The 18753-nt window shown below is 51.9% G+C and carries 12 protein-coding genes; all 12 read right to left on the bottom strand.

Going from position 1 to position 18753, the window contains the following annotated elements; genetic code table 11:
- Positions 1 to 57 precede the first annotated feature (57 nt).
- The gene (locus tag PORAS_RS03065; protein ID WP_013760143.1) at positions 58 to 408 is read right to left on the bottom strand and encodes a PG0541 family transporter-associated protein; all 351 of its coding nucleotides are present in this window, start codon (positions 406 to 408) and stop codon (positions 58 to 60) included.
- A 1-nt stretch (position 409) separates the two neighbouring features.
- Positions 410 to 3550 (bottom strand): efflux RND transporter permease subunit, encoded by a 3141-nt coding sequence (locus PORAS_RS03060; RefSeq protein ID WP_004330847.1) that lies wholly within the window; start codon positions 3548 to 3550, stop codon positions 410 to 412.
- 4 nt (positions 3551 to 3554) lie between these two features.
- Positions 3555 to 4634, bottom strand: coding sequence for an efflux RND transporter periplasmic adaptor subunit (locus PORAS_RS03055; protein WP_013760142.1), 1080 nt, complete (start codon positions 4632 to 4634; stop codon positions 3555 to 3557).
- Between the two features lie 20 nt (positions 4635 to 4654).
- A complete protein-coding gene (locus tag PORAS_RS03050; RefSeq protein WP_013760141.1) occupies positions 4655 to 6064 on the bottom strand; it encodes a TolC family protein in 1410 nt (469 codons plus the stop codon).
- Between the two features lie 28 nt (positions 6065 to 6092).
- Entirely contained in the window at positions 6093 to 6881 is a 789-nt protein-coding gene (locus PORAS_RS03045) for a LytR/AlgR family response regulator transcription factor (protein ID WP_004330848.1), read from the bottom strand.
- A complete protein-coding gene (locus PORAS_RS03040) occupies positions 6878 to 8005 on the bottom strand; it encodes a sensor histidine kinase (RefSeq protein WP_004330860.1) in 1128 nt (375 codons plus the stop codon). The genes PORAS_RS03045 and PORAS_RS03040 overlap by 4 nt, the downstream gene beginning before the upstream one ends.
- Positions 8006 to 8136: 131 nt before the next feature.
- On the bottom strand, positions 8137 to 8841 hold the full coding sequence (locus tag PORAS_RS03035) for a porin family protein (protein WP_013760140.1): 705 nt from the start codon (positions 8839 to 8841) through the stop codon (positions 8137 to 8139).
- A 182-nt stretch (positions 8842 to 9023) separates the two neighbouring features.
- On the bottom strand, positions 9024 to 11576 hold the full coding sequence (locus tag PORAS_RS03030; RefSeq protein WP_013760139.1) for a S9 family peptidase: 2553 nt from the start codon (positions 11574 to 11576) through the stop codon (positions 9024 to 9026).
- 191 nt (positions 11577 to 11767) lie between these two features.
- The gene (locus PORAS_RS03025) at positions 11768 to 12967 is read right to left on the bottom strand and encodes a T9SS type A sorting domain-containing protein (protein WP_013760138.1); all 1200 of its coding nucleotides are present in this window, start codon (positions 12965 to 12967) and stop codon (positions 11768 to 11770) included.
- A 29-nt stretch (positions 12968 to 12996) separates the two neighbouring features.
- Positions 12997 to 14616: an InlB B-repeat-containing protein gene (locus PORAS_RS03020; protein WP_013760137.1), complete on the bottom strand. Its 1620-nt coding sequence runs from the start codon at positions 14614 to 14616 to the stop codon at positions 12997 to 12999.
- A gap of 146 nt (positions 14617 to 14762) precedes the next feature.
- Positions 14763 to 15419, bottom strand: a complete 657-nt coding sequence (locus PORAS_RS03015) for an HmuY family protein (RefSeq protein WP_245528052.1) — start codon at positions 15417 to 15419, stop codon at positions 14763 to 14765.
- Between the two features lie 580 nt (positions 15420 to 15999).
- Positions 16000 to 18480 carry an outer membrane beta-barrel protein gene (locus tag PORAS_RS03005; RefSeq protein WP_013760135.1) on the bottom strand — a complete coding sequence of 827 codons (2481 nt, stop codon included), beginning with the start codon at positions 18478 to 18480 and terminating at the stop codon, positions 16000 to 16002.
- Positions 18481 to 18753 lie beyond the last annotated feature (273 nt).

The following is an 18753-nucleotide window of genomic DNA, read 5'->3' as shown; positions in this document are numbered from 1 at the left end:
GCGCCAGAGTACAAGTGACTCTGACGCATCCTCTCCAATCACATACTAAATGTAGCCTTACGCTCCACTTAATGGGTCACGCTCCTGCACCGGCGTGATGGGCTCGGGCGCTACGAGGTCATCGACAGACCAAAGGTATGCCGCGACGAGCTCGCTGTTGTTGTATGCCTGAGCATTCATCTCGCGGATACGTGCTAGGAGGGCGTCGCTCTTGGTGACGTCTGCCTCCTGCACCAGCAGGCAAGTGTTGAAGCCTGGCCATACGGCGGTGTCCTTGTGCGGGATGTCGAAGTTGCTCTCGGCAAGTGCCTTCGGGATGACTTGGTAGACGCTTATCTCCAGATCCCGCAGGAGCGACTCCATCTGCTCCTGCATACTGACATTGCAGGTGATATAGATAAATCTCATACTAGTTATTCTTAATGTGTTTCCTCAATCTAGATACTCTGCGCTCTCTATTGAGCTTGCGCTGGTGCATAGCCGCATAGGCTGTGGGTACCAAGATGAGCGTCACGAGCATAGAGATCAGGAGACCTCCGATGATGGTGATGCCTAGCGGTGCGTAGAGCTCCCGGCCCATACCTCTACTGAGTGCCATGGGTAGCATACCCAGTATGGTGGTCATAGAGGTCATCAAGACGGGGCGCAAGCGTGAGCGACCGGACTCCATCACCGCATCTCGTATCGTATAGCCGCGGCGCACGAGCATATTGCTGTAGTCCACCAGGACGATACCATTGTTCACCACAATACCGACTAGCATGATGAGCCCGATGAAGGTCACGACACTGAGCGTGGTACCGGTAATGAGGAAGGCTAAGATAACGCCTACGAGGGTAAAGGGTATCGCAAAGAGGATGATAAAGGGATCGAGCAGTGACTCAAACTGAGCAGCCATCACCATAAAGACTAGGAGCAGACCGATGATAAAGATGAGTGTGAGCGAGGAGAAGGTATCCCCCTGATCCTCCACCTGACCACCTAGTGAGACGGTCACCCCTTGTGGTGTCTCGAGGTCGTCGATGATCTGCTCGGCAATCTTAGCGCCATCACCGAGCGAGACACCGTTGAGGTTGCTTGTGACCTTGACATAGCGCTGCTGGGTGAGTCGCTCGATCTGTACGGGCCCCTCCTTCTCCTGAATATCAGCCACGGCAATGAGTGGCACCTGCTGTCCCAGGAGGTTGGTTACCTGCATCTCGCGCAGTTTGCTGATCGAGTTACGATAGTCTGGTGCATACTGTATGCGGATGTCGTAGTCGGTACCATCTTCGGTATAGGCACCCGCCTTAGCTCCATAGAGGTTCTCGCGTACCTGCAAGCCGATCACGCCAGGATTGAGAGCCATCTGAGAGGCTTTGTCCTTGTCCACGAGGATGTGAACCTCACGATTACCCGCCGAGACAAGCGCCTCGACATTGGTAAACTCAGGATGCTCCTTCGCTTTGCGCTCGATCTCAAAGGCGATCTCATTCATCTCGTCTAGGTTCTTGCCATAGACGACAAACTCTATCGGTGCTCTATTACCCGTCAGCGCGGTCGCCATAGCACTACCACCGGAGACGGTCACCTTCTCAATCTCAGGGATCGCCTCAATCAGCGGACGTATATCATCGGCTATTTGCTGACTGCTACGCTTACGCTCATCGACGGGCTTGAGGTGGCAGAAGATGGTGCCGATGTTCTTGCCCTCCTTAAAGCCAACGGCCGTCAGGACGCCATCATCGGTCTGTCCCGTAATGCTGGCGATACCACCCTCGGCAACCTCTGGCACATGGTCCTGCAGTAGATGTACGATCTGATTACCAACCTGCTCTGTGATCGTGTGGGAGGTACCCTGCTCCGTCTCAAACTGGATAGAGACAGAGCCCGCATCGATATCGGGGATGTAGTCTGTACCGACTGCCTTACCTAGGAAGAGAACTAGGACAAAGATCACTAGCGCCGACACGAGGGTAATGCCCTTGTGAAAGACTGCCCACCCGAGGAAGTTACGGTAGACACGCTCGATGCTCTCGAAGACACGCTCGCTCCAGTTGTAAAGCTTGCCGTGCTTCTTGCCTTCGCCATTGCGGGGAGCGGGCTTGAGCAAGACGCTCGAGAGCATTGGCGTCAGTGCTAGCGCGGTAAAGAGTGAGGTGATCATACAGGTCACCGTCAGGACGGCTAGCTGCTTAAACATCACACCGACGATACCGCCCATGAAGACGAGCGGGAGGAACACCACAATCGTGGTCAGCGTCGAGGCGGCAATAGCTAGTCCCATCTCTGAGGCTCCAAACATGGCCGCTTGCTTCGGCATAGCGCCTCGCTCGATGTGCTGTGTGATGTTTTCGAGTACGACGATAGCGTTGTCCACCACCATACCGATAGCGATCACGAGTGCTACGAGTGAGAAGATGTTGATCGTGTAGCCTAGCAGATTCATGACGATAAAGGCCGAGATGAGCGACACGGGCATCGTCAGGAAGACGATGAGACTGGACTTCCACTCTCGTAGGAAGAGCAAGACCACTAGGGTCACGAAGATCAGAGCGTACCAGATCGACGAGCTCAGGTTGTTGATCGACGAAGTGACCAGCTCGTCCGAGCCTATCACCTCAAAGATCTGCACATCTGAGGGTAGATCCTTCTGTATCTCGGAGATCTCAGCACGTACCGCATTGACTACGTCAACGGTATTTGCTCCAGACTGCTTCTGTACGAGCAGGGCAATACCCTTGCCTACATGGTTGAAGGCAGAGGCATCGGTCTCCTTGAAGGTATCTCGGACGGTAGCGACATCTTTAACACGTACTACCCTACCATTGACCGCCTTGATGACGGTATTCTCCAGCTCCTCGACACACTCGTACTTGCCAGGCATACGCACGGAGAAGTCGTAGGCACCCTCGGTGACAAAGCCCGAGGGGACGTTGATGTTGTTTGCCTTGAGCATCATCGACAGCTGCGCCACCGACATTCCATAGGCCTGCATCCTCGTAGGGTCTATCTCAACCCGTATCTCACGCTGAGGCTGTCCTAGATAGATGACCGTACCGACGCCATCGACCTTCCTCAGAGCTGAGGCGATCTGATCTTCGACGATATCCTCTAGTCCATTGTAGTTCTCGTCCGCATTGACTGCATAGCCGAGGATAGGCATCATGGAGGCATTGATCTTGTAGATGATCGGTGTATAAGCTTGCGACGGCATACGCGACTTGACCAGCTCGAGGAGGTCTCGAGCATTGTTTGCCGCAGCCGTAATATCCTCCTCCCACTCATATCGAAGCTGTATGAAGGAGACGTTCTCCTTAGAGATAGACTTGATCTCGACGAGGTTCTCCGCCGAGGAGAGCACCGCCTCCAGAGGCTTGGAGACCTGCTCCTCGACCTCTATCGCTGAGGCTCCCGGGTAGACCGTGATGACCGTCAGGGAGGGGAACTCCATGTTTGGCATCAAGTCTAGCGGTAGCTTCGTCAGCGAGAAGACACCGATGACCAGTATGGCGACGAAGATCATCGCCGCCGCAATGGGTCGTTTTACACCAAATTCGGGAAGTTTCATAGGCTTACTTCTTCACAACGTTCACCTTAGAGCCGTCGCTAAGCTTATTCTTGCCATCTACTATGATGGTGTCGCCGCTCTTGACCTCATTGCTCTCTACGTAGACCCAGCCGTCCTTGATCTCGCCACGCTTTACGGCGATGCGGCTCACGGTCGTGCCATCTTCGTTGAGCTTGAAGACAAACTCCTCAGCCGTACCTGCTAGACGATAGATAGCATTGAGGGGTACGAATAGTCCCTCACGGTCGGGCAAGGCAATAGAGACATTGCAGTACATACCAGGCTTGAGTCGGTTGTTGCTGTTGGGGATATTGACCTCCACAGAGGCGGTGCGCGTCATCGACGAGAGGACTGGAGAGATGTAAGAGATCTTGCCTGTAGCAGGCTCATCGGGATAAGCATCGAAGATGATCGTGGCTTGCTGCCCCTTCTCTATATAGCTCAGGTCCTTCTCATTGACCTCTATGGTTGCTTTGAGCGGGTTGATCTGGCGCAGCTCGACGATCCCGCTCTCGAGCTTGAGGTCACTACTAAGGCTGGGGGTGAAAGCGTAGGTCTCGCCCTCGTTGATCATAATCTCCGTGATGACTCCGCTAAAGGGTGCCACGATGGAGGTATTCTTCCTGAGCATCGAGACCTTAGCGACAGAGGCATCGTACTTAGCCTTGACATGGTCGTAGTCCATCTGGCTAATGCTCTCCTTCTCTCTCAGACGTGTGACACGGTCGAAGTCGCGCTTGATCGCTTCGTTTTCAACCTGTGCTTGTAGTAGCATCTCGTCCGACATCTCTACGATGACTGCCCCCTTGGGGACAAAGCTTCCCTTGCTGTAGCGTATGCGCTCTACCTTGCCGGGTAGTGCCGTGCCTAGATTGGCACTCTTGGAGGCTTCGGCTGTACCTGAGAAGCGAATGCTCGGCGTAAAGGTCATCTCTTTAGCCTGTGTGATGGTTACGGGGACCACCTTGTCCGCCTCGGACTCCTGATCCTGATCTCCTTGCTTGCTGCAGGCTGTCATGGAGCCTAAGGAGAGCAGGAGTAATATTGTTGGGAGCAAGTAGCTCTTAAGTTCTTTAGTATGCATATTGTGTTGTGATCTTCTATTTATTTCTCCTCTTGGGTCTGTGTATGCTCGGTCGCATACTGATAGAGCGCACCGGTGGTCTTCTCTAGCTCAGAGAGCGTCACGGCAGCCTCTACGCGTGCATCGATATCTTCGGCGGCGGCTTTCTCCCACATAGTCTGCGCCTCGAGGATGTCACGAACGTTATTCATCCCCTCTAGGAGGTTGTTTTTGGTAATGCGGAGATTCTCCTCAGCCTGCTCCTTCGAGAGCTTCGTCAGCTCCATCTTCTTAAGCGCCTCGGCATGCTTAAATCTATTCTGCTGTACCTGCAGGGTAATCATCTCCTGAGCATCTTGTAGCTCGAGCTCCGCCTTGGCTACCTCTTGGTCGGCCATATGTACTTGGTGTATCCTATCTCCCCAAGTGAGTATGGGGACCTGTACACCAATACCTATCATCCAGTCTCCACCAAGATTGCTCTGACTACCCTTATAGATGTTAGGCTCGACCCAGTTGTAGCCAGCGGTAAGGAAGACGTTAGGGAGAAACTGCGACTTGACCATCTTCCTGGCCGACTCCGTGAGGGCGAGCTTGCTGCGCAGCATGACGATCTCAGCCCGCTCAGCATTACTGCTCTCTAGTGCCAAGAGACGGCTGCTCAGCTGCTCCTCGCTAATGATCGCACTATCTAGCTCGATCTGCTCAGCCTCTAGGCCAATGATCTGCCCCAGTAGCATCTTGGAGAGCTGAAGGCCGTTTTGCGCCTTCACGAGGGTGAGCTCCGCTTCGTTTTGCTTGACCTGTACCTTCAAGACTTCGTTTCTAGTCGTCATGCCCTCGGCGTAGACATTCTCCAAGTCCTGCACGAGGTGATCTAGAAGCGACTTGTAGGTCTGAGCTAGGCGCACCTTCTCCTGTACAGAGATGACACGCCAGAAAGCCTCATCGACATTGGCTAGGACGTCGGCTTCCTTCATCTTGACCTTTTCATGTGCTAGGTCGGAGGTGTAGCGAGCCATCTTATTAGCCTCGACAATCTTACCGCCCATAAAGATCGGCTGACGTAAGGTGAAGCCACCCGTATAGATCTCCCGAGGAGCTACACTGATGAAGTCTAGCGGGATCGATAGTCCCGGCGGTGTCACGCCTGGTATGTTGAAGTCGATCGCAAAGGGGCGAATGTCTCTATCTCCTGGATTGATCCAAGCCCCAGCGAAGTCGACGCGTGGTAGATACTTCGTCTTGGCCGACTGAACTAAGTAGTCGGAGGCTACAGCATCGGCCTGAGCCATCTGTATCTGCTTGTTGTGCTCTAGAGCGAGATCTCTACACTGCTCTAGCGACATCGGCACTTGCTCTTGGGTCTGCGCCTCGGCACACCACCCAAACGTAAGGACAAGAGCCGTGCCTAGGAGAAGAATACTCCTCCCATTAAATCTATATCTCATGATTTGCTAATGTCTACTCGTTACGACATCACTTGGTGTCGGGATCGTAAGCTCCCTGATACCACTCCTTAAACTCTTTGTTTTTCGCTTTGCTTACTACGATCTTCTCTGGCGTCTCTATGGCAAGGGTTACCGTCAGCTTGCCACCGAACCATACCGACATACTCTGTATCGCACTGTGTGCCACGATGTACTGTCTATTGGCGCGGAAGAAGAGCTTAGGATTGAGCTCCTGCACCATCTTTTCTAATGACAGGTCGACAAAGTGCTCCTTTCTATCCGTCGTCACTATGACCGAAGCCTTACTATCCGCACGTATGTAGGCGATCTTGTCCACCGATAGGGGTATCAGCTTGTCTCTCCACGGGATCAGGAAGTGGCTCTTGTAGCTTACCTGCGACTCATTGAGCGCCTGCATCATCTTAGCCATCAGAGCTTGGTTGTCTACCTTCTGCTCTGTATGGCTAAACCGCTTCACCTTGTCTAGAGCTCTCTGGAGATCTGTCTCCTTGATCGGCTTGAGGAGGTAGTCGATGCTGTTGACCTCAAACGCCTTCAGCGCATACTCCTCATAAGCTGTCGTGAAGATGATCGGACAGGTGACCTCGATCCGCTCAAAGAGTGAGAAGACGGGACCATCTGCCAGGTGAATATCCATAAAAGCCAGATCAGGCTCCGGATGACTACCGAACCACTCGACACACTCAGATACACTCTGCAGTATGGTCAGCACCTCTATGTCAGGGTCTATCTCAGTGAGGAGCGCTTGCAGCCCAGTGGCGGTAAAGTACTCATCCTCTACGATTATTACTCTCATATCAGTGATTTGGCTTTGGGTTCGACTTCTTCTAAGCTCCGGATCAAAGGCAGTGAGACGGTAAAGTGCCCATCCTTAGAAACAATATCTATATCCTTGCCAAAGAGCAAGTGATACTGTTCCATCAGATTGTCTAGCCCTACGCCCGTACTACCCGACTTACTATCCTCTCGTAACTGGATCTTATTGTCCACCACGATCTGATTATCTATCGTACGGATATGTATCGTGAGTGGCACCTTGGCACTAGCTATATTGTGCTTGATCGCATTCTCCACCAGGATCTGTAGTCCCGATGGTATGACATAGTAGTCTAGATACTGCTTGTCCACATCCCACTCCACACGCAGACCATCGAAGTAGCGGATACACATCAGGTAGAGATAAGAGTGGACAAACTCTAGCTCCTCTGACAGACGCACCACAACCTTGTCTCGCATCGTGTGCCGGAAGACTGTCGCCAGCTCCTGCACATAAGCTCTAGCGCGCTCATCATCGCGGCCTATCAGCCCATTGAGCGTGTTGAGACAGTTAAAGAGGAAGTGCGGATCCGTCTGGTTCTTGAGCGCCGTGTACCTGTTCTGCAGATTCTCAAAGTCTAACTCTTGCATACCGACCACCGCCAAGTGATTTTGCTTCATCAGGTAGATGGTCATAGTAAAGAGGAAGGTCACCACGAGGATCACCAAGTCCTTGACATACTGCATCGCAGCATACGCATGGTAGCTAAAGAGATCTCTAAACCACCAGCGCTGTAGTCGGGACAAGTAAGGCGAGAGCAAGATCACCCCCACGAGTAGTCCCAGCAAGATCAGCCAGAGCTGATACTGACGTATCTCGTATCTATTGATCGCCCAGGACTGTATGCTGAGCAAGAGATAGAAGAAGACCATATTGACCAGTAGCGAGGCTAGCGAATTTAGCGATAGGATCGCTCCTAGGTCAATCTTTCGGTCCGTATCCAGCAAGCTGTAGTAGTAGATCGATGACGACAGCATCACAAACGCCAGCAAGAAGCTGATGATAAGCGTAGCCAGTAGCACGCTCTTGCGCTCATTGCTGAGCAATATGAAGCCCTTGCCTTTTCGCCGGCTCAGGCGACTCGTTATGATACGTCTCGTCATATATCTCTGTCTGCTCTATATAGAGGCTCTGCCGCTATCAGTATACTTACGCTAAGGTAGTAAGAAAAAGCAAACCCTATATCCCTCTCCCTTAGGGCGAAGGAGATAGGGTACTTATTCCTTACTGGACACTAGAAGCGATAGCCCAGACCTACCGTAAAGACGCTAGCATTAGCCTTGTAAGCATCATCCTGGAGAGAGGTGCCGAACCGAGAGACGACATCGTTGACAGTTGACTTAAGATCGTCGACTTGGTTGACAAAGCCATACTTGTAGCCTGCATTGATCTGGATACCATTGGCAAACTCATAGCCTAGCTGACAAGCGACACCTACGTCCCATCTCTGGAGGGCAGACTTGTCGTTGTGCTGCTCATAGAGATCTATCGGATCCTTCTTAAATGGACCAAACTCGATCTCATCAGTCTTGGCAGAGAAGCCTACACCGACGTAAGGACCTACACCTCCGTAAAACTGTCCCTTGCCTAGCTCGACCTTACCCAGTGCGTAGACAGGGATCTGCATACCCCACTGGTTGATCTTATTCTCTAGAGAGACGGGACCAGCCTCAGCCTTGAGACCCGTGCCTCTGTAGTAAAACTCTAGCTCAGGCTGGATTGCAAAGTTCTCGTGCAGATTGATCCTCATAAACCCTCCGAAGTCAGCTCCGGGCTTAACCTCTGTCTTGAGGACGTTAAAGTCATCACTCAGGATCATACTGGAGCAGTTGACACCAGCCTTGACTCCATAGTTGAGTGATGTGGTCTGTGCGACAGCTGAGACAGCTGTCATACCCATCAGGGCAGTTGCTACGATAACGATGATGTTGCGTTTCATACTTTCTTCTGTTTGTTTCGTTAGACTTATACGTTTCTGATTCGAGTCGTGTGGACCTATCCGATCGCAATAGATCAACGAACTCTGGGGCAAAGGTAGGGAGCACAAGATGGCTCCACAACCCTTTGCCCACCGAAACGCATATAGTGCTTACCGAAACGACTGAAACGCTTACCGAACGACTATAAGTGTGCCTCCGGATAGCGAGCATCCCACCAGGTGGGGTCGTCTTTGAGCCACTTCTGGAACCACGCGAAGAGCGTATTCGTCCACTCGATCTTCTTCTCGGGAGCCGTGATGATATGATCTTCGCCATGCACCTTGACAAAGGCTACCTCACGACCTAGGATCTTCAGAGCGTTGTACATCTGGATGCTCTCGCCGATGGGAACGTTCGTATCGGCCGTGCCGTGGATCAGCAGAAGAGGCGTGTGGATCTTGTCGGCATGGAAGAGCGGACTCTGCTCCGTGTAGAGCTGAGGATTATTCCACGGATAGCTGTTGTAGCTCGCCACCGTACTGTAGCCAATGCCCCAGGTGCCCCCACCCCAGTAAGAGGAGATAGCACTGATACCTGCATGGCTGATCGCTGCTGCAAAGATATCGGTGATCGTCTGCAAGTACTGAGTCATAAAGCCTCCGTAGCTGGCACCCATACAGCCGATCTTCTTCGCATTGACATAGGGGTGCTCTTGGCAAAACTGCTTCGTTGCAGCCACGATCTCATCGGCCGTCACCTTGCCCCACGCATTGACGTGGCGAGCGGCATACTCCTGGCCGAAGCCGGTGGTGCCGCTCGGGTTAAGCGTAAGGACCACGTAACCCTGCGCCGCATACATCGGCAGTGAATAAGAGCCCTCGAAGAAGCGTGTCGTCGGCGAGGTACCTCCATAATAATATACGATCATCGGGTACTTCTTCGTCGCGTCAAAGTGAGGCGGCAGATAGTAGCGTCCCTCCACCTTGTCGCCATTGGGCATCGTGTGTACCCAGTCGCTCATGGTACCCAGCTCTAGATCCTGCATCTTGCTCTTAGCTAGATCGTAGAGGAGCGTCTCACGCTTTCCTCTGAGCGTATAGAAGCGATCTGCATTCATCGCACTCTGCCCATAGTAAGCGAGCTGACTAGCGTCATCGCTGATGTCAAAGGAGCGCACGAGATCTTCCGTCGTAGCTACCTGCTCGATCTGCTTGCGTGTGAGGTCGAGGCGATAGAGGGAGATGCGATCTTTGTTTTCCGCTGTAAAGTAAGCGACAGGCCGGACCGTGCTGACCTTGACCCGCTTGATGGCGGGATCAAACTCCTTCGTCAGGGGCGTCGCCTGCTGGCTCTGACGATCATAGAGGAAGAGCTGACCATCATACGTATTGGTGATCATACCCTCAGGCAGATTGCGCCCGATCCCGTCGAAAGCATTCGCATCACCCTGTATGAGCAACACATGAGGCTGCGACGTGTAAGAGATCGACGAGATAGAGCGCTCCTGGCTAAAGAGCGGCTTGACCTCCAGCGTCTCTAGACTCATCGTATAGAAGTTGCTCTGAGAGAAGGGGATCTCGGTGATATCCTCCGAAGTGCTCAAGATGATCTCACGAGCATCGGGACTGACATCATGTAGATAGGTAGAGCGGTGCCCGAAGGTGAGCGGCTGATAGCGACCGCTCTCAAGGTCGTAAAGGGCTAGGAAGGTACGCTTGCGAAAGTCTGCCATACGGTCATAGCGTCCCAGTACCTGCTCGGTGATCTTGCCTCGTACGGGGCCCTCCTCCTCGATGGTGTAAAGAAGCTGCTTGCCGTCAGGGAGGATCAGGAAGGAGCCATCTGGGATCTGCTCTGCTACGACACGCTCCTCCTGCGTCTTAGGATCGTAGCTGATCAACTGCCGTCCATCATCTGTCGTAAGCGTGCGGTAGAGCTTGTCCTCGTGTGGCATCCAACTGGCGAAGCGATACTGCTCGCTCAGCGTAGAGAGGAGCTTATCGCCTTGGTATAAGTAGGTGCGGTAATTGCTCTTCAGAGCAGTCGTCTCGCGCTCTATGAGGAGCGTATAGCGACCCGTAGGCGACACTGACACTGAGTAGAGGTTGCGCCCCGTCATCATATACTCTAGGCTCAGGTACTCCTTGTCGTCGTGGCGTAGCTCTATCTGGCTGTCAGCCTTGGCGGGGATAAGCTTCATACGATACTGCGCTGGCTCATCGCCCTTAGTGAGTAACTGCAGCGTCAGCAGGTGCGACCGTCCAGGCGTTAGCGTGAGAGACGCTGGCGAAGCACCCTTTAGCTCGCTCTGATACTGTGTAGCAGACGAGAGCTTCGTACCATCGAGGGCTAAGACAAAGGGAGCCGTCGCCTCGATCTGCAGCGTCGCCTGCTCGTAACTAGGCGTGCGAAGACGTATGGCATAGGTCGTGATTGCATCCTCTGGTGTGCGCAGCGTGACGACACCCTCCTCCGCGACGGGTAGGGTGCCATGCGCGTGGCTCAGCTTGATGTGGTTCACCGGCTTGAGCAGGTCGGTAGCATCGTACGCCTTGCCCTGCACATTGAGACTATCCGAGATAAAAGGCATCATCACCCGATACTGCTGCACCTGTAGCGGTACGACGGTGAGGGTGTCTGGTTGATCCGTTGTCGCTGACGTAGCTACTGCATCTGGCTGCTGAGCTGTCGCGCAGAGAGTTGCGAGCACCCAGAGCGGGAGCATCGTAAGTAGTCGTAATACGTTTCGTTTCATCTGCTGTTGTTGATTATTTACCTTGATAGCGTCGCTCCGTAAGAGCTCCGGCTAAGTTTCTACGGTACAAAGTTAACCTTTTGTTTTCTCATCGGGTAGTCCATACCTTCTGACGCAAAGCTTCCCGTGTGCAAGTTCGTTTGCACACGGGAAGCTTTCTTTTGCCATAAGTTTGCTCCCTAGAGAAGCTCTTAGCGTAAGACCTTGAAGGTCTGACTCCCTGCCTTGATTAGGTAAGAGCCAGCGGGCAGCGTCGTCGTGCTGATGACGACTTCACCCTCGATGGGCAGTGCTACTTGCAGGCATTGCCCCTGTAGGTCATAGAGAGCCACGGCGGTCGTCGCATTAGTAATCGTCCAGCTCATATCGTCACAGACTAGCTGACTCTGAGAGGGTGTAGCTAGAGGCTCTAGTCCGAGAGGCTTAGAGGTCTCATAGACGAAGGTTCCTCCATTGGTAGCATCGGTTGCTACAGCCTCTTTGGAGCCGTTGTACAGAAGAGGATAGGACAGCGTTTCGATCGTGTAGTTCTTAAATCCATATAAGAAGAGGTCAGCTAGTGTGGGGAGTGGGTAGTAGCTTTGAGCCGCAGGTTGACTCGTCATAAAGGTGAACTGATAGATAAAGCCTCCACTACCGAGGGTTGACACATTGCCATTCTTGTCATAATCAAAAGTCCACTCGACTAGTTCAGACCCCTGCTTCAGATAGGATAAGAGTAGCATATACTGCCCCTCAGAGTCAAAGGTTATCTCTTCTGATTCAAAGGGACTGCCGTCTGCATTGATGGCTGTTCGCTTGTAGAGCTGACCTTTTTTGTTGTATTCGAGAGTCGTCGTAAAGCCTTCGTACCATTCGAAGGTGTTGGGGTCGACAAAGTGAACTATACCTTTGCTCGGCAGCCCCTCTGCGGTGTACTCTATATCGAGTTTATAGTCCTCCACGAGGCTTGTATCGGCAGGGTTGGTATTCAAGTTGTTCCAGCGTACGAAGTGGGTCATCTGCCCCTTGTCGTTGTATTCGTAACAAAAGCGTCTAGCGACGACTAAATCAGGAAACCCGGCACGCTCGCCATACTCAACCTTTTGGATGCACTGATGCTTGTCATTGTAGAGATAATCTAGGTATAGCCCTGAGTTACGGCGTCCCGTTATCGTATCCGTCTCGAAGTAGCTACAGCGAGTGATGTCGTTGTGGGCATTGTATTCAAATTCAATATCCTGATCACCAAAGACGCCGATCACCTTAGAAAGACGATAGGAGGCTTGGTCGGGTACATGGTAGAAATCGCTGAGGGTCTTAAGATCGTTTTCCAGCATCTGAGCTGGTAAGAGTAGCACACTGCAAGCAAGAGTGCCGAGCAGGGCAAGGGCTTTATGTAATGATTTCATATTGAGAAGTTGATGTTGCAGTCTTGTCGTTATAGATATAGTTTGAGCGTTACATCTCCGATGGTCAGTAAGTAGAGTCCTGAGGCTATCGTTGTGAGATCGAGATGCTCTAAAGTCAATCCTGTAGCTGTGGCTGAGACAACCGTCTCGCCAAGTAATGAGCGAAGTGAGATAGGGGTACCTACAGAGGCTCCTGAGATAGAGATATAGTTAGCGTGTACCTCTATGGAGTAGCGAGTCTCACCAGCTAAATGGTCTATAGCAGTACCTCCTATGTTTTGAAAAGTTGCCTCGACACGAACATCTCCTCCCTCTATAATGAAGCTTTGGCTCTCCATAATGTTTTCGTCATTAGCTCGAAGGTACTTAAGCTGATAACCCTCTTCAGGAGTACACGTCAGCCCTACTTGCGTGCCATCAGGCACTGCTTCAAGATTCGGATAGTCAGCCTCTATTTTACCCTTTCCCAATACAGCTATAGTCACCTTGTAAGTTTCTACAGGGATAAGTTTATAGGAAGCAGTAATCTCCACATCGCTCCTCACAGAGATATACTTTTCTGCAGTGATATCTTTGTCGCCAGCCATAAGACGCTCTAGCTCGTAGCCCTCGTCTGGGGTACAGATAATGTGTAGGATAGCCCCCTCGGGGACTTTTTCTAGATTATACTCGGACTCTCGTACGGAGAGGGTCCCATGCTCAGGCTGCTGGAGAGATACTCGATAGCTTTTGATAGGACTAAAGGTCGGCGTAATGGTGACATCCTCCTTGACGATAAGCGTGCGGGTGTTGGTTATATCTTCGGTGCCAGCCATCAGTTTAGTCAAGGCATAACCCTCCTCGGGCTTAGCCGTAAAAGTTACAGTTGCTCCTCCGAGGAGATGCGTTAGGTCTACCCCCTCAGGGGCTACAACACATCCATGCTCTGCCTCGGCGATGGACACATGATAGTATGCTTGCTGAGGAGCTATGATGACTTTACCAGCGTACTCTTCCTTACCATCTGCGGTTATAGACATAACCTCATTAAGCTCTGCCACTTGGGCCCCTTCTGGTGCCGATATGGCACACCTCTCGAGGGTCAACTCCTTGAAGTATCCGATGGAGACCATGCCCTGATCGTTTAGCGTTGAGGCGGTGACGTAAGAGTTGTCGATCAAGAGGCGAGAAGCCACAAAATCTCCGACTAGCCCCCCATAATTACCCACTGCCGTTACTGACACGCCACCAGCAATGGTGAGACTGGCTCCATTACGACAAGCGTACGCATATGCACCTTGCGATGTTATGCTCAGAGAGCCAGAACCTGTAATGCGAACGGGTGAGCGCATCGTGATAGCATCGTCAGAACCTGTCGAGATCAATTGATTAGTCCCCTCGACTAGGAGAGTCATCTCCTCAGGCATATAGCCAGAGAGTATCTTGGACTGAGTATTAATACTGACATCTTTCATCGTGAGAGTATTGGTAGACGCTGTCCAAGAGACCGTCCCCTTTTGGTCTGCGGGTAGTAGCTGAGCTTGATCCATAGATGGATCAAAGGGGGACTCCATAAATATCATCTCTTGCGCTCCCAGCGAGAGCCAAAGAAGGCTGGCGAATAGCATCAGCCCTGTACGTCTCAGCATACGAAGTATCTGTTGATTCATAAGCTAAAGGGTGTTTGTTATCGAGTCTCCCGCAATAAGTGCAGTAGCCTCATATATTAGAATAGCAAAAGTCCGCACCGAGTCCCCTCGACTAGCACTACAAGACAAGAGTGCTGCGAGAATCCCTGATCGGTATTGTCGTGTGATTACTTTTTGTCTACCAAGATGGCATACTCTATGGTGATATGACCACGCACTTTCTTATTGTTTTGGTAGTCATGAACACGGAGGCGAGCTATCTCTCCCGAAGCTGTACGAATAAGGAAGATAGCGTTGTCTATATAGACTTGAGGTGGCATACCCTCTTGCGTGATGATCCCCTTATTGATGAAGCCTCCCAAGCCGTCACACTCCGAGGTGAGGAGGAAGTTAGCCATCTGCATCTCGTACTTGGTCTGATGGTTCCCGTCTCCATTGTTCACGAAATTCATCAGGAGTAGCCCCTCACGATCCAGTATCCACTGGTCATCGGCGGGTGTAGGGATCTCTGCTGTTAGGCTCTTCTGCTTGGAGATGCGAACAGCCGCACCTTGACCCTTACCAGAACTACCCCCATTAGTCTTGAAATCGTAGCGGTGCAGACCGAGATCCCACGATAGATCATTAGCCGGATCTGTCACTTTGACTAACTCTCCTGAGGAGAAATTGAGATATACCCACTTTGTATAGTCGGTCGCATCAATGGTCATCTTTTTGGTCACCCACTCCTTTTGAGGGTTGACGGGAGGTGTTATCGTATCGCCGCCTTCGTTTTTAGGAGGTGTCGGTACAGACTTGTTGCAGGCACATAGTAGTAGTACCATCACTGAAATTAGTGCAAGTTTCTTCATTGGATAGGTTGTTTTATTTGTAATGTAAATCCCTTATTGATTGAACCCTGCAAAGGTACGATTTGACACCTGCTCTTATCAATACCTATCTATCAGTAATTTCCATACCCTTCGTACTAGTTTTTACGTACTTGTATGGATAAGGAGAGCTTCGCCACGTAGATATATGTGCCAAAAGAGAAGTTCATAGAACTCCCTTTGCAGACTGGCAAAAACAGTGAAGGGACTTCCTCAAAGAGGAACCAGTTAACGAAGAGACTAAGCTCATGACGATTCGGCTTGTCGCTTTTGCCACCCATCAAGATAGCACGCATGCCACAAAAGCTCCGTGGCAAATCCGAAATATCTACCGAGGAAAAAAAGATTTTCCACGTGGGGACGAAATGAAACTTCGGAGGAATCAAATGAAACTTCGGAGGAATTTTTTCTCGCCCACGTGGAGAATAAAAAATAGCCACGTAGGGATTTAGAATTCTCTACGTGGCTATTGGATTAGAGGTTAGAAATTAGAGACGAGTAACCCTTTGTAGGGACACTCGGATAGTGTCGAGCGTCAGATACCGAAGCGGTCGGTCGAGAGCTGTGTGGGCTCCTTCGTCTGCACCTTGTCAAAGCTACCGAACGTGTAGCTCAGATGAAGTGAGAAGCGGGTATTGTAGCGCGAGGGACGGAAGTCCACCTGATGGATGCCGTAGTTGACCCGCACCCGAGGCACACCCGCATTGAGGAGGTCGTCTCCCCGCAAGGTGAGGCTCCACTTCTTATCCTGGCTGGTCCACTTAGCACGACAAGCGAGGTTGTATATATCGCCTAGACTATAGTAGCCCTGTATGGCTCCATGCAGATAGCTTCCGTCTAGCCCGATGGTGATATTGTGCTTTTGGCTGAGCCTAAACTCATTAGAGAGGGCGACATAGTACTGAGGCTTGGTGCACTGATAGGTCGGCTCGTAGGGGATCTCTAGCTTGACCGAGTTAAGCTGACCATTGAGGGTCAGGCGCGCGTTCCACCACTTGGTCTGAGGCAGTGGCACGACAGCTCCGATACTAGCATTATTGGCATAGTGCCAATTCCACGTTTTGTAGACGAGACGACTCCTATCAGGGTCTAGATACATCTGCTGCTCGAAGCGATGAGGCTGATAGTAACCGCTCAGGAAGAAGACATACCGCTGCTTGAAGATGTAGTTCACCTGCCAAAAGTACGTCACGTAAGGCCTAATCTGTGGATTGCCCTCCCAGAGCTGGTAGCGATCATCCGACCGTGAGAAGGGTTCACGCTCCCAATAGCTCGGGTCCCTCTTGCTGGACTGGATATTCACCTGTAGGACATGGTTGGGATTGCTTGCGTAGCTGAGACTGGCCTGCGGAATAATCTGAAAGGTCTCATCCGCTCCTATATAGTTGGCGTAGTCTCCGATCAAGGTTAGCCCGAGGCTTAGCCCATTATTAAACTGCTTCTTACCGCCTATATAGAGGTCCGCCAGGAGCTCTTTACTGGTTCCTGACACTGCACCGTTTGGCACTTGCTGACCATTTCGCCAGAGGTAAGTTTGTCCATTGATCGTCTTGGAGTAGGAGACCTTGGATCCGTACGACAGCCCCCAGCCACTCTCCCAGCTATGACTATTGTCGATATGCCCGCCCCACACCTGCGAGAGCTGGTCGCTCGTATAGCTCGTAGCATAAGGTGAGCTGGCCGACTGCTCCATACCATAGAGCACCTCTCTGTGATCCCGATAGTGCGTGTAGAAGAGACCCGCCAGCAAGTTGCCGCCCAGCCTATAGTTTATGGCGACGTGATGGGTATTATCATTGCCTTTATTGAGTGACTCCAGAGGTGTGCGCTCCTTTTGGTTGACTTGGTATCGGGTCGTTCCCCCGGGAGGGGTCAAATTCCCGTAGTAGTCAACAGATAGTGAATGGCGCCCAAACTTATACCCCAGCTCGGCAAAGAGCGTATGCTTGTTATAGTTCGTGTAGCCCGTATTCTCTATCTCAAGCCCCTTGGTGTAGCGACCAAAGGGAGCTATATCGTAGATCAAGTCACTTCGGATTTTACCTAGACTAGCCCTATAATTAGCGGTAACGGAGAAGCCATTGGGAGCGGAGTAGTTGACACTACCACCCGCAGCGTAGTTGCTGTAATACCGATTGCTATACTCGGTAAAGAGCTGACCAGAGGTGCCACTCAGAGGAGTGCCCGCAGTCTGCCCCTTGAAGACTACATTGATCGAAGCGCCCTTAGCCCGATAGCGGGCAATGGGAGTATAGGAGATCTCCACACTAGCGACCATCTCTCGGGGGATGCTCTTGAGACGCTCGAGCAACATCTCCTGAGGAACATCCGAGGGCTGACCATTGAAGACCAAGGTATAGCCATTGGTCCCGACGAGCGTCGGCACATCGCCCTGCATCGACATACCCGGGAGCTGACCCAGCATCTCATAAGCGGTGGTGACGGAGCTATGTGCGAAGAGCTGATCAATATCGTAGCTCGGTGTGGTACCATCGACGAGCTTCATGAGCGGACGCTCGGCCTTGACCACCACCTCGCCCAGTTCACCTGTCGCTTGATCCATATAGAGCACGTCAGGCAGTGGAGCATCCAGGCTCACGCGGAGCGTCTGGTACGCTAGATGGTTCACCTGGAGCCAATGCGCCCCCACCCCTGAAAGTTCAAAGGTCCCCCCGTCGCTCGAAAGCGTCGTGGAGACCACGGTCGAATCTGCCGAAAGCAATATGACGGTCGCCATAGAGATAGGCTCCTCGGTCACTCTATCTCTGAGCTGTCCGCGATAAGTCTCTCCCTGCTGCGGCTGCTGCGTCTGGGGCTGTGCGCTCTGAGCTTGCTGAGGTTGCTCTTTGACAGCCTGTCCACTGAGGTCCTCTTTGACTGTTTGCCCGCTGGAACTTTCTTTAAGCGTTTGTCCGTTGAGGTCTTCTTTAAGCGTTTGTCCGCTGAGACTTTGGGTGAGCATCAAGCTAACCACAACCAATATAGCAAGGATTCCGCTCTTTCTTCCTAAGATCATAGCTCTGTTTGTCTGTATGTTACTGCACTGCTTGTCGCAAAGGTACTTTTTTTTTTAGATGCGCAAGCCAACACTGAGACCTCAACTCCGCACATCTCACAAGTCGCCAGATGAGGCCAGTAGCCCACCGTAGGGGCGCACAGCTCGTGCCTAGCAGAAGAGCGTTCGCTACATCCGTTAGCTGTTGGCTTTTGGCTAGTGTTACTGCGCCGTGTAGGGACGCACGCTAGTGTCTAGTGGGATGGCGTCCGTTGTGTCAAAGGTTACGACGTC

This window comes from Porphyromonas asaccharolytica DSM 20707, from assembly GCF_000212375.1.
Taxonomy (GTDB): Bacteria; Bacteroidota; Bacteroidia; order Bacteroidales; family Porphyromonadaceae; genus Porphyromonas; species Porphyromonas asaccharolytica.
Note: the sequence above shows the minus strand (reverse complement) of the source record. Positions and strands in the feature narration are given on the sequence as shown.

Excerpts from the sequence above, each read along its gene's own strand:
- PORAS_RS03065 (WP_013760143.1), bottom strand. The coding sequence starts at position 408 with ATGAGATTTATCTATATCACCTGCAATGTCAGTATGCAGGAGCAGATG.
- PORAS_RS03060 (WP_004330847.1), bottom strand. The coding sequence starts at position 3,550 with ATGAAACTTCCCGAATTTGGTGTAAAACGACCCATTGCGGCGGCGATG.
- PORAS_RS03055 (WP_013760142.1), bottom strand. The coding sequence starts at position 4,634 with ATGCATACTAAAGAACTTAAGAGCTACTTGCTCCCAACAATATTACTC.
- PORAS_RS03050 (WP_013760141.1), bottom strand. The coding sequence starts at position 6,064 with ATGAGATATAGATTTAATGGGAGGAGTATTCTTCTCCTAGGCACGGCT.
- PORAS_RS03045 (WP_004330848.1), bottom strand. The coding sequence starts at position 6,881 with ATGAGAGTAATAATCGTAGAGGATGAGTACTTTACCGCCACTGGGCTG.
- PORAS_RS03040 (WP_004330860.1), bottom strand. The coding sequence starts at position 8,005 with ATGACGAGACGTATCATAACGAGTCGCCTGAGCCGGCGAAAAGGCAAG.
- PORAS_RS03035 (WP_013760140.1), bottom strand. The coding sequence starts at position 8,841 with ATGAAACGCAACATCATCGTTATCGTAGCAACTGCCCTGATGGGTATG.
- PORAS_RS03030 (WP_013760139.1), bottom strand. The coding sequence starts at position 11,576 with ATGAAACGAAACGTATTACGACTACTTACGATGCTCCCGCTCTGGGTG.
- PORAS_RS03025 (WP_013760138.1), bottom strand. The coding sequence starts at position 12,967 with ATGAAATCATTACATAAAGCCCTTGCCCTGCTCGGCACTCTTGCTTGC.
- PORAS_RS03020 (WP_013760137.1), bottom strand. The coding sequence starts at position 14,616 with ATGAATCAACAGATACTTCGTATGCTGAGACGTACAGGGCTGATGCTA.
- PORAS_RS03015 (WP_245528052.1), bottom strand. The coding sequence starts at position 15,419 with ATGGTACTACTACTATGTGCCTGCAACAAGTCTGTACCGACACCTCCT.
- PORAS_RS03005 (WP_013760135.1), bottom strand. The coding sequence starts at position 18,480 with ATGATCTTAGGAAGAAAGAGCGGAATCCTTGCTATATTGGTTGTGGTT.